General features: G+C 64.2%; 10 protein-coding genes. 1 reads left to right on the forward strand and 9 read right to left on the reverse strand.

What is annotated here, in order from left to right; all coding sequences use genetic code 11:
- Nucleotides 1-44: 44 nt before the first annotated feature.
- The gene (locus H2O75_RS07445) at nt 45-5,615 is read right to left on the reverse strand and encodes a DUF5979 domain-containing protein (RefSeq protein WP_182170332.1); all 5,571 of its coding nucleotides are present in this window, start codon (nt 5,613-5,615) and stop codon (nt 45-47) included.
- A gap of 530 nt (nt 5,616-6,145) precedes the next feature.
- Here H2O75_RS07445 and H2O75_RS07450 point away from each other — a divergent pair.
- Nucleotides 6,146-8,740 (forward strand): LuxR C-terminal-related transcriptional regulator, encoded by a 2,595-nt coding sequence (locus H2O75_RS07450; RefSeq protein WP_182170334.1) that lies wholly within the window; start codon nt 6,146-6,148, stop codon nt 8,738-8,740.
- Here the strand turns inward: H2O75_RS07450 and H2O75_RS07455 are convergent.
- From H2O75_RS07455 to rimM, 8 genes are all read right to left on the reverse strand, one after another.
- The gene (locus H2O75_RS07455; RefSeq protein WP_182170336.1) at nt 8,737-9,666 is read right to left on the reverse strand and encodes a tyrosine recombinase XerC; all 930 of its coding nucleotides are present in this window, start codon (nt 9,664-9,666) and stop codon (nt 8,737-8,739) included. The two genes, H2O75_RS07450 and H2O75_RS07455, sit on opposite strands and share 4 nt — an antisense overlap.
- On the reverse strand, nt 9,663-10,745 hold the full coding sequence (gene dprA / locus H2O75_RS07460) for a DNA-processing protein DprA (RefSeq protein WP_182170338.1): 1,083 nt from the start codon (nt 10,743-10,745) through the stop codon (nt 9,663-9,665). Before dprA ends, H2O75_RS07455 begins: the two co-directional genes overlap by 4 nt.
- Before the next feature lie 119 nt (nt 10,746-10,864).
- Nucleotides 10,865-11,179 (reverse strand): DUF2469 domain-containing protein, encoded by a 315-nt coding sequence (locus H2O75_RS07465; RefSeq protein ID WP_182170340.1) that lies wholly within the window; start codon nt 11,177-11,179, stop codon nt 10,865-10,867.
- Complete coding sequence (gene rnhB / locus H2O75_RS07470; RefSeq protein ID WP_259365226.1) at nt 11,172-11,831, reverse strand: ribonuclease HII; 660 nt, start codon at nt 11,829-11,831, stop codon at nt 11,172-11,174. The genes H2O75_RS07465 and rnhB overlap by 8 nt, the downstream gene beginning before the upstream one ends.
- The gene (gene lepB, locus H2O75_RS07475) at nt 11,828-12,583 is read right to left on the reverse strand and encodes a signal peptidase I (protein WP_182170342.1); all 756 of its coding nucleotides are present in this window, start codon (nt 12,581-12,583) and stop codon (nt 11,828-11,830) included. The genes rnhB and lepB overlap by 4 nt, the downstream gene beginning before the upstream one ends.
- Nucleotides 12,584-12,669: 86 nt before the next feature.
- Nucleotides 12,670-13,020 carry a 50S ribosomal protein L19 gene (gene rplS, locus H2O75_RS07480; RefSeq protein WP_182170344.1) on the reverse strand — a complete coding sequence of 117 codons (351 nt, stop codon included), beginning with the start codon at nt 13,018-13,020 and terminating at the stop codon, nt 12,670-12,672.
- A gap of 143 nt (nt 13,021-13,163) precedes the next feature.
- Complete coding sequence (gene trmD / locus H2O75_RS07485; RefSeq protein ID WP_182170347.1) at nt 13,164-14,561, reverse strand: tRNA (guanosine(37)-N1)-methyltransferase TrmD; 1,398 nt, start codon at nt 14,559-14,561, stop codon at nt 13,164-13,166.
- Entirely contained in the window at nt 14,562-15,098 is a 537-nt protein-coding gene (gene rimM, locus H2O75_RS07490; protein WP_182170350.1) for a ribosome maturation factor RimM, read from the reverse strand. It lies immediately after the preceding gene.
- Between the last annotated feature and the right edge of the window lie 17 nt (nt 15,099-15,115).

Here is a 15,115-nt window from a genome sequence, read left to right on the forward strand (position 1 = left end):
GGACAGCGCCGCACCCGGGGGTGCGGCGCTGTCACTCCTACTGCCTAGCTTCGTGCCCTTCGCATCGCGAACAGGCCGCCGCCTAGGAGAAGCAGGGCCAGGCCGGCAAGCATGCCCACACTAGCGCCCGTCCACGGCAGCGTCGAGGGGCCTGAGGGCTTCTCGACGATGTCGTACGCATTATCGAGCGTCACGGAGGCGTCTCCTGCCGTCACGACGATGGTTGCGGAGATGCCGTCACCGGTGATGGAGACCGAGTCGGAGTCGGACGACCAGGTCGCCTGCTTCCACGTCGCACCATCCGGGGCGGCGAACTCGCCTTCGGTGACTCGCAGTTCGGTGCCGAGCGGCAGGCCGTCGATGACAACCGGCTGTCCCGCCACGAGTTCCACGTCGCGTGACTGCTCGACGCCGAGGAGGTCCGTCCATTCGACCCTGACTGGGTAGGTCGTGTCTGCCGGAACGGCCGGTGCACCGGTGCCTGAGAGCTTCTTGACGAGTGTCACGTCGCCGAGTGCCTGCGTGGCGTTGTTCGTCACGGTGACAGTCGGGTTCTGTGCGGCGCCGATCGTCAGCGTGGCCGAACCGTCCTCGTGGACGACGAGGCTCTCGCTCCCCGACCACGCCGGGGTGTCCCACGTGAAGGCAGGCGCACCGGCCGTGGGAGTCTCGACGAGCGTCACGGCGGTGCCGTGCGGGAGGTCCTCGCCGAACGCGACGGGCGTCCCGTCCGTCGGGATCTCGATCTCGCGGGTGACGGTCACGAGCTGTCCGTCCGAGCTCTCGATCCATGACGCCGTGACGGTCACCGAGGCGGGGACATCAGCGTTGTCGAGAAGAACACCGGTGATGTTCTTCGCGAGGGAGAAGCTGCCCGGGGCCCAGGTGGCCTCGTTCGTGACGGTCACGAGAGTGACATCGCCCTGGAGGTCGGAGACCGTGACGGTGGCCGTGCCATCGCCCTGATCTTCGACGTCCTGTCCCCCGATGACGATCGCGTCCCACACGACCGTGTCGAAGCCGGGGCGGTCGCCCTCGGTGATCGTCACAACCGTGCCGGCGGGAAGATCCACCCCGAGCGGGGTCGGAGCGACAGAGTTGATGAAAAGCTCACGAGACTGCTCGTTGCCCTCACGATCGACCCAGGACGCCGTCACCGGGAACTCCGTCTCCGGCGATATCTCACCGGCAGCCTCTCCCGCCACAGCCTTGACGATGCTGATTCCTGCGACAGATGTCGCGGCGTGGTTCTCGACGAGAACACCTGCCTCGGCGTCACGAGACACGGTCACGACCGCGTTCTCGCCGTCGACGACGACATGATCGCCGCTCCATGCGGGCTGTGCCCAGGCGATCGATGAACCATTCTCGAGGGGAACCTCCGTCAGTGTCACCCGGGTGCCGATGAGAAGATCGACGCCGAGCGGGACAGGGGTGCCATCGGTCGGAACCTCGAGGGTCGTCTCCCCCGCAGTTCCCTCCTCGTTCCACAAGGCGAGAATCGTGACCGTTTCCGGAACAGCAGGATTATCGGCCTGCTCACCGGTGACGGTCTTCGAGATCGAGAACGTACCGACCGTGCGCTCGACCGAGTTCGTCAGAGTCACAGCCGCTGGTTCGTCCACGTTCTCAACGCCCACGACGACGCTCTCGGGGGAGAAGACGGGCTGTCCCCACGTGAGGATGTCGTCATCGACGAGAGGTGTCTCCGTGAACGTCACGGTCGCACCGATCGGAAGATCGTCGATGATGACGGGCTCGCCCGCCGTCAGCTGGATCTCACGGTCGGCCTGTGCCGGGACGTTCTCACCGAGCGCGCTCGTGTCGATGTGAGCCGTCACCGTGTACGTGCGTTCAGGATCGACTCGATCCGCGGCTCCGCCCTCGACAGCCTTCACGAGGGAGATGGAGCCGAGCTCCGCCACGTTCGTGAGCCGGACAGAGAAATCCCTACCCGGAACGTACGTGATCGTCGCGACCTGACCGTCCTCCGACACTGCGACCCCATCAGACGCTTCGAACACGGGGTGGCCGAAGTGAACACCCGAGATCTCGGGGAAGGCGGGTTCCGTGAGGACCGCTGACCATCCGGGCCCGAAATCGTTCGAGGTCGAGACGGGATCCCCATTGAGCGGGACATCGAGGTCGTACTCGGAGGAGAGGACACCCTCGGGGGTGAACTCCTGGACGTGGACGGTGAACATCGTGCCGTCCGGCACGAACCCGGCGCCTGCCGTATCAGCCAGGTCCTTGGAGAGCTGGATCGTACTCGGCGCCCAGGTGGCCTCGTTCGTGACGGTCACGAGAGTGACATCGCCCTGGAGGTCGGAGACCGTGACGGTGGCCGTGCCCTCGCCCGCGTTCTCGACCCTGTCTCCCGAGATGGTGATCTCGCCCCACTCGACCGTGTCGAAGCCGGGGCGGTCGCCCTCGGTGATCGTCACAACCGTGCCGGCGGGAAGATCCACCCCGAGCGGGGTCGGAGCGACTGAGTTGATGAGAAGGTCACGAGACTGCTCGTTGCCCTCACGATCGACCCAGGACGCCGTCACCGGGAACTGCGTCTCCGGCGATACCTCACCGGCAGCCTCTCCCGCCACAGCCTTGACAAGACCAAGGGTGGCTGTCGAGGTGTTCGCATGGTTCTCCACGGTCACCGTGGATGCGTCGTCACGATTGACCGTGACGGTGACAGCTGAGCTGTCGACGGTGACTCCGTTAGCGGACCATGTGGGAGTGCCCCAGGCGATCGATGAACCATTCTCGAGGGGAACCTCCGTCAGCGTGACCCGAGTGCCGATGAGAAGATCGACGCCGAGCGGGACAGGGGTGCCATCGGTCGGAACTTCGAGGGTCGTCTCCCCCGGAGTTCCCTCCTCGTTCCACGAGGCGAGAATCGTGACTGTCTCCGGAACAGCAGGATTATCGGCCTGCTCACCGGTGACGGTCTTCGCGATCGAGAACGTACCGACCGTGCGCGTGACGCTGTTGAGCACCTCGACTGTCACCGGGGCGGCAGGGTCTCCGACGATGACGGTGGAGGGGGAGAAGACGGGTTGTCCCCACGTGAGAGTGTTGTCGTCGACAAGTCCCGACTCCGAGAATGTCACGGTCGCACCGATCGGCAGATTGTCGATCGTGACGGGCTGGTCCGGTGTCAGGTGGACCGTGCGGTCGTCCTGTGCCGGGACGTTCTCAAGCGCACTCGTGTCGATGTGAGCCGTCACCGTGTACGTGCGTTCGGGCAGGATGATGCTCTCATCGCGCACATCCACGGCCTTGACGAGGGTGATCTCGCCGAGCCGCGTCGTGTTGGTCAGTCCGACTGCGACGTTCGTTCCCGGGTCGAGGGAGACGGTGGCGGTGGGCCCGATCTTCTCGCCGTCGACGGTGAAGGAGGGCTCCCCGAAGAGCACGCCGGGGATCGCGGGGAAGGTGGGCTCGGACAGCTCCGCCGTCCATCCCGTACCGCGAGCGTTCAGGCCGCGGACAGGATCACCGTTGAGAGGAACCTTCAGGTCGTATTCGACCTGCGTGGTTCCCGTGGGATCGATCTCTTTCACGTGAACGGTGAACATCGCGCCGTCCGGCACGAAGCCCGCGCCCGGCGCGGACTCATCGAGAGTCTTGTTGATGGTGATGGAGCCGCGGGCAACGCCGGTGCCGGTGCCCGATCCGCGGTTCGTCTGGACGACAGCCTGGGAGAAGGTCACAGAGGAGCCGACGACTTCGTTTCCGTAACGAGTATCAGGTGCGTCCATGCCGCCGCTCGTCGTGCACGTCGTATACGTGACGAGGTACTGGTATTCCTGGCTGAAGCCTGTTGCTTCTCCCCCGCCCGGCATCGCCAACGTCGGCTCGGGGATGGTGAGAACAATCTGCTCCTTGCCGTCGCCTGACTTCGCGAACTCCACCTCTGTGGAGTCTGTCAGGTTGACGGTCTGCAGGCCGCCGTTGATGATCTGGTCCCGGGCCGTCACCGCGAGGTTGAGGCGAGACTTCTCCCCGCCCGTCGGATCGCCCGGCGCACACACGGTGTGCGTGCCCTCCAGGGTGTCGGTCAGCGTGAGCGGGCCGCTCGTCTCCGCGAGCTTCTCTCCTGGAATGCGTACGGTCCAGTCGAGGGTTGTCTGCGGGGCGTATTCGATGCCGTCGATCGTGACGAACGAGCCGTTGATGGTGCCGCTCTTGCCCTGGGATCGGCCGGGGACCTTGGCGGTACCGGTTGTCGTTGTCCCTTCGACGGTCGCGGAGTTCGTGTACGCGGTCCCGCCCTGGGGCAGATCCGTCTCGGTCACGTACGTCTCGTAGGTGATGATGTAGCGGTAGTCAGAGGCCTTGAAGGAGAAATCGCTGCCGTCGGGAACCGAGAACAGCAGCTCGAACGAGTCGGTCTCCTGCGACACGACAGTCTTGTCGAGCCGATCCGTGATCTCCCTGTCGCGCTGATTGGACGGACCGTAGCGCTCGACGATCCGCAGGCCCGAGATCGTCGAGTCGCGAACCTCGTGGCCCTCCCCGAGTTTCTCGGAGAGGGTGAAGGAGTTCTTGTTGACGAGAGCATCGCCCGGGACCGTCACAGTCCATGCAATCGTCCCGTTGCGGGACGTGCTGCCGAGAACGCTGCCCGACTTCGTGATGCTGCCTTGCCACGGCTTGTTGCCGACACCGATGACGTCGGATCCTGAGTTCCAGGCCGGGATTCGCGCCTCGTTCGTGTACTCGGTCGGGTAGGAATCGATCGTCTTGTTAGGGGTGCAGGTCTGGTAGGTGACCCGGTAGACGACGTTCGGGTCGAAACCGCCCTCGGGCGCCCCGAGGACGATGCTGAACGTCCCATCGTCGCCGGGCACGATCTCCTTCGTGCCCGTGAAGGTGCCGACAGCGTCTCCCCGGACCGTCTGAACAGTCAGCCCGGAGGGCTCGCACAGCACGTGGCCTTCGCCGAGTGTGTCGACGATGGTCAGAGAGTCCTCTGTCATGCGGGCACCTGGCAGATCGATCTGCCAGGTCATCGACCAGTTGTTCGAGTTCATCCACCCGGACTTCGTCCACTCGACTGGCAGCTCGACACCATCGCCGATACCGCCGGGCGGGATCACGACAGGCGTCTCGATGCCGTTGAGGTTGAAGATGAGCTCGACTTCGACTGTCGTCAGTTCGACGGCCACCTCGAACTCGAAGGTTCCGCGCACCTCTTCCGGGTAGTCCGTGACCTGGTCGGTCAGGACGCACAGGAGCTCGCCGGTGTCGGGGTCTGAGATGCAGGCGGCCCAGGTGACGAGCTCACCGGCAGGATTGACTCCTGTCAGGTTGATGGGAAGGCTGGCCTCGAAGTTCAGCTCCGGGGGAAGACCGATGACGAAAGAATCTCCCGCTTGGGGGTCCGCCTCGGACGCATCCCAGTCGCCTGTCACCGTCACGACGTCACCGAGGATGAGCTGCCCGTCCGGGCCCGATCCCTCTCCGATGACGACATGGTCGACGACGATGGCATCGTTCGGTGCCGCGGTGGCAGCTATCGGCATTCCGATCACGCTCATCGCCGCGATCATCAACGTGGTGAAGACAGCAAGAACTCGTCGCCCGCTTCTGCTCGGCACGGCTCTACGCATGGTCTCCCCTCTCTCTTCTCTTTGCATAATCATTGACTGCAGCTACTCCTGTCCGTGACCACGACGTCTGACGCAGCTCTCCCCCGAGGGTGGGGCGAGGATCTGTGTCTCTCGGCGCTGTCTCCGTGATCACGCATGTGGGTGTGGCGACTGTGGGGCCTCATTGGTTCCCGACACCACCATCTCTCTCGCGCGACGACAGGACAGAACTCCCCGCGTCGCCTTCGTTGACTGGGCCGGGCTCGACCCGGCGCCCTTTATCATGCGAATTCTGGGAAAGAACGGCTAGCTGAGGTGTGCCTAAGCCTCGAAATATCATCAACAATTGATGACTTTGAGGGTGGGACGTCCGAAGCATACCGACAGGCTCAGCGCGGACGTGAGCCGCGACACAGAGATTCGGCCAGGAGAGCGAAAGGCGCTTCCGAGACGCGAAAACGCTCCAAAAAGTACATAATTGCACCATATGGGCAATAGTCCCCACGGTGACTTGACATGCCCTCAAAGCCGCAGATTGCTACGATGGCACCATGTCAAGCGAGTCTCTCCACCGGTTGTCGCCGACCCCCTGGTTTCTCATATCGGCACCGGAGATTCGACCGGACGCTCTTCCACGCCCCAACGTGGTCAATCTTCTCGAATCGTGCGCCCGCAGCTTCACCATCACCGTCGTCGATGCTCCTTCGGGCTTCGGGAAGACGACTGGGCTCGCCATGTGGGCGAGGGACAGGACGGCACCGACCGCGTGGGTGACCGTGGTCCGCGACCACACGACGCCACGGGAGCTCCTATCGTCCGTCGTCGCTTCCCTCTTGGAGATCTACCCACACAATTCGATCCTTGAGGAGCAGATCGTGCGCATGCAGGAGGGAGACGAGCCCCTTCACGTGCTGCTCGATTCCCTCATGGCCGCTTTGCCGGCGTCGGAGACGACGACAGTCATTCTCGATGACGCACACGAAACGACGAAGGAGGCTCTCGTCGCCGTCATCGATCCCCTCGTGCGATACAGCCGCGGCAGGCTCCGCTTCGTCGTCGCGGCCACACGGGACATGAGCACGTGGTTGGCCAAGCAGCTCGCCAACGGCACGGCTCGGCAGTTCCCCTCGGAATCGCTTCTCTTCTCGCCAGCGGAGGTTGTCAGCCTGGTGTCCTCGGATGTGCCGCGGGGGCACGCCCGGGCGACGGGACGCCGACTGTGGGAGGAGACGGGAGGTTGGCCGGTCGCTGTTCAGCTTCTCCTGCGCAGCGGCCACGGAGCACCGGTCGGTGTCGACTTCTCCGACCATGGAACCCCGACCGTACTGACCGACTACATCGAACATGACATTCTCGGGAATCTCGAACCCGGGCTCCGGCGGTTCGTTCTCGATGCAACGACCTGCGACCGATTCGACACGGCGCAAGCCGTCAGCATATCCGGCAACCAGAACGGCGCGGCCCTCCTCGCGGAGTGCCAGCGGCGGGGACTGTTCCTCGATTCGTTCCGCCGCGCCGATGGGAACGGCCACTTTCGCTGGCACACGACGTTTGCGCAGAGCTGCCGAGACATCCTCAAACGCACAGATCCAGAACGGCATGCGTTCGTCCATCGTCGCGCCGCCGAATGGCATGTGGACCGTGACCCCTCGGCAGCCATTCGCCATGCGGTGACGACGGGGGATCGAACCTTCGTCGAGAGGACCATCGAAGCCAGTTGGCTGCAGCTCATCACCGACGGAAAGGCCGCCGTCCTCGAGAGACACTGCCTCGACCTCGACTCAGAGAGCCCGGGCCTGCTCTACATGAGGGCCTGCTGCAGGGACATGGCGGGAGACTCAACCGGCTCCGCTCTCCTGCGGGCCAGGGCGGACCGTGCGGCGGACGGACTGTCCGAGGAGGAGGTGCTCCGCGTCAACGATGTCCGCCGTTTCGCTGACCTCCTGCTGTTGTCCGACTATGAGGACATCGCTGAGGCACTGACAGCGGCGGAGAACATCCTCTCGAGCCGCCCGCTCAGCAGAGGCCAGTACACGCACGGCAGCTTCCTCGCGGCATGGACGCGGCTGCGCCTGCGGTCGAACCCCCGCCGCGCCATCGACCTCCTCCACGGCGCGGCGCTCAGCGCCGAGCGCTCGGGCAATCATTCTTTTGCCCGCCGAGCATCCGCCACCAGCGCTCTCGCTCTCGCCTTTGCCGGACGCCTCACCCTTGCCCAGAAGTCTCTGGGCACGCTGCGATCCCAGGATCGGACCATGGGTTGGGATCCGTTCGATGGGAGTCTCAACTCGTGGTCCGCGATCTTCATCGCCTTCTGGCAGGGCGATCTGACGACAGTCTTGGACGAGGCCAGGCTTCTCGACAAGACGGGTGGCCCTGTCTCCTCCAACGCCGGCATGGGACGTGTCTACTTCGCCTACGCGGCAGCCCTTCTCGGAACCCATCTTGACGAAGCCGCGATCATGCTCCGCAAGGTCGCCGACGACGTGATCCATGGCCTGCCGTGGCCCTCCTACAAGTGCGTCGCGGCTGCAGGCCTGCATTGGGCATCTGGCAACCAGAGTGCCGCGATCAACACACTCGGTGAGCTCGACGAGACGAGCGGGATCACCACGACGCTGGTGATGGCGGCGGATCTATGGCGCAGGCTCGGTCATCCCGACCAGGCGCTTCGTCTGCTGGGCAGCCTCGACGAGGGATTCATGCCGAGTTTCACGACAGGTTCGGTCCTCTTCACCCACGCCGCGATCGCCTGGGAGCGGGGGCACAGCGAGCGTGCTCACGAACTCCTCGAACAGTGCCTCGACGTCATCGCTCCCGAATCGATTGCGCAGCCGTTCGTGAGGATGGACGACCACGCGCGCGAGCTTGCCACGGCCCATGCCGCGTGGGGTACCGCCCACGAACCCTTTATCGCAGCCAGGCTCGCGGCCGACGCTCTCCTCCTCGGCCCGTCCCGCGTTCCCTCCTCGCTGACCACCCGAGAACGGGAGATCCTCACGTATCTGGAGACGACGATGACGGCAGCCGAAATCGCGGAGGAGCTTCACCTGTCTCCCGCGACGGTCCGCACTCACCAGCGCTCCATCTATCGCAAGCTCGGCGTGACGACGCGGCGCGAGGCCGTCCGATCATTGCGCGGCTAGGCGCGCGGATGTGCCTGGCCGAACGCGGCACGGAGCCGATCCGGTGACACGTGGGTGTACCGCTGGGTGGTGCCGAGCGAGGCGTGGCCGAGGAACTCCTGGACCGTCCTCAGATCCGACCCGCCCTCCAGCATGTGTGTCGCGGCGGAATGCCTGAGATCGTGGGGCGCGGTGTCGGAGACGCCGGCCGCGCCGGAGAGACGATGGAGGATGCCGCGCAGGGTCCGCGGATCGAGCCGGCCCCCGCGGTCTCCGAGGAAGAGTGCATCCGTCGGAGTGACGATAAAGGTATGGCGCACGGCCAGGTACGCGTCGATGGCCTCGCGGGCGGGGACGCCGAGAGGAACGATCCGTTCCACCCCGCCCTTGCCGAAGACTCTCACCGCATCGTCCGACACGTCCGTCGTGTTGAGCCCGGTGAGTTCGCTGATCCTCAGAGCCGACGAGTAGAGCATTTCGCATGCGGCCCAGTTCCGGATCTTCGACCGATGTCCGCTCGCGGCAACGTCTCGCGCATAGTCGAGCAGCCGCCGAGCATCGTCCTCCGACAGCACGTTGGGCAGGCGCGAGTCTGCCCGTGGGCTGACGAGTCGCTCCCCCGCGTCTCGTTCGGTCACGTCTCTGTCCGCCAGCCAGGCCGTGAACGACTTGATCGCGGCGGCACGTCGAGCAAGCGATGATCGCGAGGATCCTGCCCGCTGCTGGGCGCCCAGCCAAGACCTCAAGTCTGCAAGCTCGAGATGGCTGAGATCAAGATCGGCGACCGTGACGTCGACGGGGTCGAGTCCGACGAGGGACGCCAGATAGTTGATCAGGCTCCGAGCATCGGCAACATAGGCGGCGACGGTGTGCTCCGACAGTCCTCTGCGCACTGAGAGTTCGCGCCGATAGGCATCGAGCAGGGATGACACAGCAAGAGAACTCATACGATCACCCTAATCCACCGGCCGGCGATCGATCTGGCCATGCCGATCGACCGAAGAAGCTCGAGAGAACTGACAGTTTCGGAGACGCTCAGGCCAGCCTCCCGCGCGAGGGCTGGAAGCGACCGTATTCGGCTCGTCTCCAGAGCGTTCCACACCTTCTTGTCACGCTCGTGCAAGCGATCATAGGACGTGGCATGCTCGGGCAGGATCGGGTCCGGTCCGATCGTTCCCAACAGTTCGAGCAGGTCCCCGGGCGATGTCACGCAGGTACCGAAATCCCGCAGCAGCTGGTTCGTTCCAGAACTTGCGTGGGAGGTGATCGGGCCCGGCACCGCACAGACTTCTCGGCCCAGCTCACCGGCCCACCTCGCGGTGGAGAGCGCGCCCGAACGGCGGGCCGCCTCGACGACGACCGTTGCCTGCCCGAGTGCTGCGATAAGGCGGTTGCGAGACAGAAAGCGATGCCGTGCCGGCGCCGCTCCGGGAGGCTGTTCGGAGACGATGGCACCGCCCGCCACAACGATCGTCTCGACGAGCGCGCGATGTGCCGCGGGATAGATCCTGTCGATTCCGCCGGCGGCCACGACCACGGTCCGGCCCCGCGCGGCAAGAGCGGCCCGATGAACGGCGGCATCAATGCCGTAGGCGCCGCCAGACACGAGGACGTGGGAGGAGCTCAAAGCGGTCGCGAACTCTGTCGCGACCGCCGTCCCATAGTGCGTGGCCTCCCGTGAACCGACAATGGACACGGCTGGGCGGTTCAGCACACTCGAGTCACCATCGACCCACAGGACGATCGGCGTCATGTCGCCCAGGTCGTCCAGGCGTCGGGGCCACCCCGGATCGGTCGGAATGAGGAAGGTGCCGGGCTGTATGCCGTCTTCGACGTCTGGCGGCAGTCCCTCGAGACGTGTCCGCCACCTGTCTGCATACGGCGCATAGCCCGATAAATCGCCCGATTTGAGTGCTGTGAGAGCGTCCTCTGCCCCGCTGTCCACGAGACTCCGTGCAGGATCTCCCGGTTCGCACAGATGTGACCAGATCGCGCGAGCTCGGTGCTCGCCGGTGAGTGATGTCATGGCGCCGCCTTTCCTCGACCATGATCAGCCTCCTGCGGTTCGCCCGGTCACGCAGACGGTTCGTCTTCGGAGAAAGCAGACGGCCCGTCCTCTGTGGACGGGCCGAGCACGGGTGGTGCCTACTTGTCGAGACCGAGATCTTTCATCAGGTCCGACTTGTTGAGCTCTTCGACATTGACATCCTTGAACGTGACGATGCGAACGGATTTCACGAAGCGTGTGGAACGGTAGATGTCCCACACCCAGGCATCCGTGAGAGACACATCAAAGAAGACTTCGCCGTTGCCCGACGAGCGGATCTTCACATCGACGTCGTTCGCGAGATAGAACCTGCGCTCGGTTTCGACAACGAAACGGAAGAGGTTGAGAACGTCGCGGTACTCGCGGTATAGCGCGAGCTCCATGTCCCCCTCGAAGTTTTCCAATTCACTCATGTGCTACTCCTGGAAGTTTCCACGCGGTTCGGTGATGATGATGCGGCCCGAGCAATGTCAGCGCCTCAATGTGGGACGGCGACGCATAGCCTTTGTTCGAACTCCAACTATAGCCCTCTCCCCCATCCAATCGAGACATGAGAGAGTCTCTGGCAACCTTGGCAAGGATCGATGCGGCGGCAATGACAGTGCATGTCAGGTCGCCCTTCACGACCGTCCGCACCGGCGGTGTTGCCGCGGATGAGAAGAGGTCTGCATCCGTCAGCCAATCGTGGACGCCGTCAAGAAGAACAAGGTCCGGCTGCCGGGGCAACTCGGCAAGTGCATTCATCCCAGCCTCCCGCAGGGCTGGCACGATGCCGCGGGTGTTGATCGTCTCGACCGAGCCGTAGCCGACGGCTCCGGGAGCCCACTCTCTGATCGGGTGGACGAGCTCGTCTCGACTCTTGACCGAGAGGACCTTCGAATCGGCCAGCCCCGTGGGCGGGGGCGGGCTGTCAGAGGCGATGAGGACGGCTCCGACCGCGACCGGGCCCGCAAGCGATCCTCGACCGACCTCGTCCATGCCCACCAGGCAGGCCGGGCGCCCAAGGGACTCGGCGAGCTCGGCGAGCAGCCGCTGCTCGAGCTCTCGCGTGGCGAACCGTGTCACGGCGAGGGAACATCCTCGAAGACTGCGGAGAAGTCGCCGAGTCCGCCGAAGCGCGACAGCGGATACATGATGAGGGAGACGCGCCCCTCGACATTGTCGACCGGCACGAAGCCGCCCCCGGGGGCTCCCATGTGGGCGCGTGAATCCTCCGAATTGGAACGATTATCGCCCATGACCCACAGGTGTCCGCTCGGCACGATGACATGGAAGTCCATCCCCGACGGGATGGTGCCCTCGCGGATGTAGGGTTCGTCGATGGGGACACCATTGACCAGGATCTCTCCGCCCTCGCTGCAGCACTCCACCTCGTCCCCGCCGACGCCGATGACCCGCTTGACAAGATGCTGGCCGGAATCGCGCGGCAGGAGCCCGATCGTCTCACCGATCGTGTAGAGACCGTCGACAAGAGCAGATCGATCAGGATCTGGCTGATCATCCAGCCACCCGCCCGGATCGACGAAGACGACGATGTCGCCCCGGTTGATGTCATCGACGGAATCGGCAAGCTTGTTGACGATGATCCGGTCGCCGATCTCGAGCGTGTTCGTCATCGAGGAGGACGGAATATAGAACGCTTGGAACAGGAACGTCTTGATGAGGACGGAGACCACGAGTGCGAAGGCGATGACGGTGACGAGTTCGAGGACATAGGCCTTGACGCTCGTCTTCCCGGGGGCCGCACCGTGATCCTTCGAGGGTTCGGGAGCATAGCTGGGCGGCATCTCACCCTCGGGAATACTGTCCTCAGCCATTCATCCTCCTGACCTCGATAACTCTAGCAACCATGCGCGGCGAAAAAATGCGACCCGCCGGATAATTCCAGCGGGCCGCATCATCACTACTTGTCGGTGCGCTTTTCGCGGATCTTCGCGGCCTTGCCGTGACGATCGCGCAGGTAGTACAGCTTCGCACGGCGCACGCGGCCGCGGGAGATGACCTCGATCGACTCGATCGAGGGCGAGTGCAGCGGGAAGGTACGCTCCACGCCGACACCGAACGAGACCTTGCGGACCATGAAGGTCTCGCGCAGACCATCGCCGCGGCGAGCCAGGACAACACCCTGGAAGGCCTGGACGCGGGAACGGTTGCCTTCGACGATGTTGACGTTCACGCGGACGGTGTCACCGGCGCGGAAGTCGGGAAGGTCGGACTTGAGCGACTTGGCGTCGACAATATCGAGAGTATGCATACTTTTCTTCTATTCCCGCTCATGCACGCAGGTCACAAGCGATTATCGGGGCAGGCAGGCTGCCGAAGATACGGAGGATCTCGCCGATGCGCGTCCCCCTGCGGCAGGATATGCGCACTGTGTCAGCGAGTGATCAGCGCGTTCTAGTATGTCACATCGAGAGTTCTCGCCATAACAACATCGTCGTTACTCTGCTCACCCACCATGAACGTCCGCCTGCCCACCACCTCGAAACCGAGCTTCGCGTACAGGCCCTGGGCGCGCCTGTTCCGCGCGTTCGTTCCCAGCCACACGTAGGGGCGCTCCCACGCGCGGGTTGCGGACAACAGCTCCTCGAGCGTTGCGGTCATAAGGAGCCCGCCGAGGCCGGATCCGCGCCAGTCGCGATGAAGGTAGAACTTCGAGAGTTCGATAAGCGGGCCGATCCGGTCTCCGACAGAGAGGACGGCATCAACCGGGGCGCCCTCATCCGCACCCGCCACGCCGTCACCGTCGGGGATGATCGACAGGGAGTAGGCGAGGAGATTGCCGTGCGTGTCCCGCACACCCACAACCCTCGTATCGTCTGACTGGATCGCGGCCGCGAAGAACTCTTCAGACAGGTTGGTCTCGAGGAAGGCTTCGATATCGGCCGGGCTCATGGTCGGAGGGCATGCATCCGGGAACGTGGAGCGTGCCAGGGCCGCGTACTCCGCCGCCGCGTGCCTGTTCCGCGCAATCTCAGCGGTCGGCCTGATCGGATGAGCACCGACGGCTGGATTCTTCGGCCAATACCACCCGTGTTGTCCGAGAGTCGCCCGGTCGCGCCTGTCGAGCGACGCGGCGTCGAGGCCGGCGATCATGTCGGGCCTGCGGAGTGCAGTCTTCCGCAGCGCTTCATCGCGTCGCCAACGGGCGACTCGCCCGTGGTCGCCGGAGGTGAGGATGGCCGGCACTGATAGGCCGCGCCAGTCGAGCGGTCTCGTATAGTTCGGATACTCGAGAAGACCGGCTGTGCCATGCGATTCCTCGACGAGGGATTGGGGATTGCCGATCACACCGGGGACGAGCCGCGCGACGGCCTCGACGAGTGCGAGCGCCGCGACTTCACCGCCGTTGAGAACGTAGTCTCCGAGGCTGAACTCGAAGACCTCGACGTCGTCACGATTCGCATAGTGGTCCGCGACGCGGCCGTCAATACCCTCATACCTGCCGCAGGCGATGACGATCTGGTCCGAGCCGGTGGCAAGATCGTTGCAGATCTCTTGGCTGAGCGGATATCCCGCCGGTGTCGGTATCGCGAGAATGCGGCGGGGATGGGCTATTCCGAGATCGGCATCGAATGCCGTATCGAGGGCCTTGCCCCAGATATCGGCTCTCATCACCATCCCGGCCCCGCCTCCGACGGGAGTGTCATCGACGGTCCGATGCCGATCCTCGGTCCAGTCGCGAAGGTCGTGGACGCGGACATCGATCGCCCCGCCCTCGTTCGCCTTCCCAACGAGAGAGAGTTGGAGCGAGTTGAGGTAGGAGGGGAAGACGGAGAAGATATCGAAGCGCATTCAGTCTTCTCCGTCAGCAATGATGATGTCCTCGTCCGAGAACAGTCCGGGGGGAGCATCGATGACGACACACCCGTCCTCGAGATCGACCTCGGTCACGATGTCCTGCACGAACGGGACGCGCGTGATCTTCCCATCCGGTTCCTCGACGACGAGCAGATCCTGAGCCGGCATCGTCTCCAAGTCCGTCACGGTTCCGAGGGTGTAGCCGTCCGGATCGAGAGCTTCGAGACCGACCAGCTCGTGCCGATACCAGCCCTCGTCGTCCCGCTCCTCCTCCTCATCCGTCTCGATGACGAGCGCGACCCCGCGGAGCCCCTCCGCGCCCGTGCGATCGTTGACCTCCTCGAAGGCGACAAAGAGCGAATCTTTGTAGACTCTGGATTTCTTGATCGTCAACGGGCCCGCCTCGGGCGGCTCCGTCTCCAAAACAGCCCCCACGCCGAGACGTTGCTCGGGGGAGTCCGTTCGAACGTCGAGGCGCACTTCGCCCTTGAGACCATGAGGCTGACCGATGATAGCTACCCGTAATTGCACGTTCTCAGGGTACAAGA

Origin of the sequence: Flaviflexus equikiangi (genome assembly GCF_014069875.1) — a bacterium.
Lineage (GTDB): Bacteria > Actinomycetota > Actinomycetes > Actinomycetales > Actinomycetaceae > Flaviflexus > Flaviflexus equikiangi.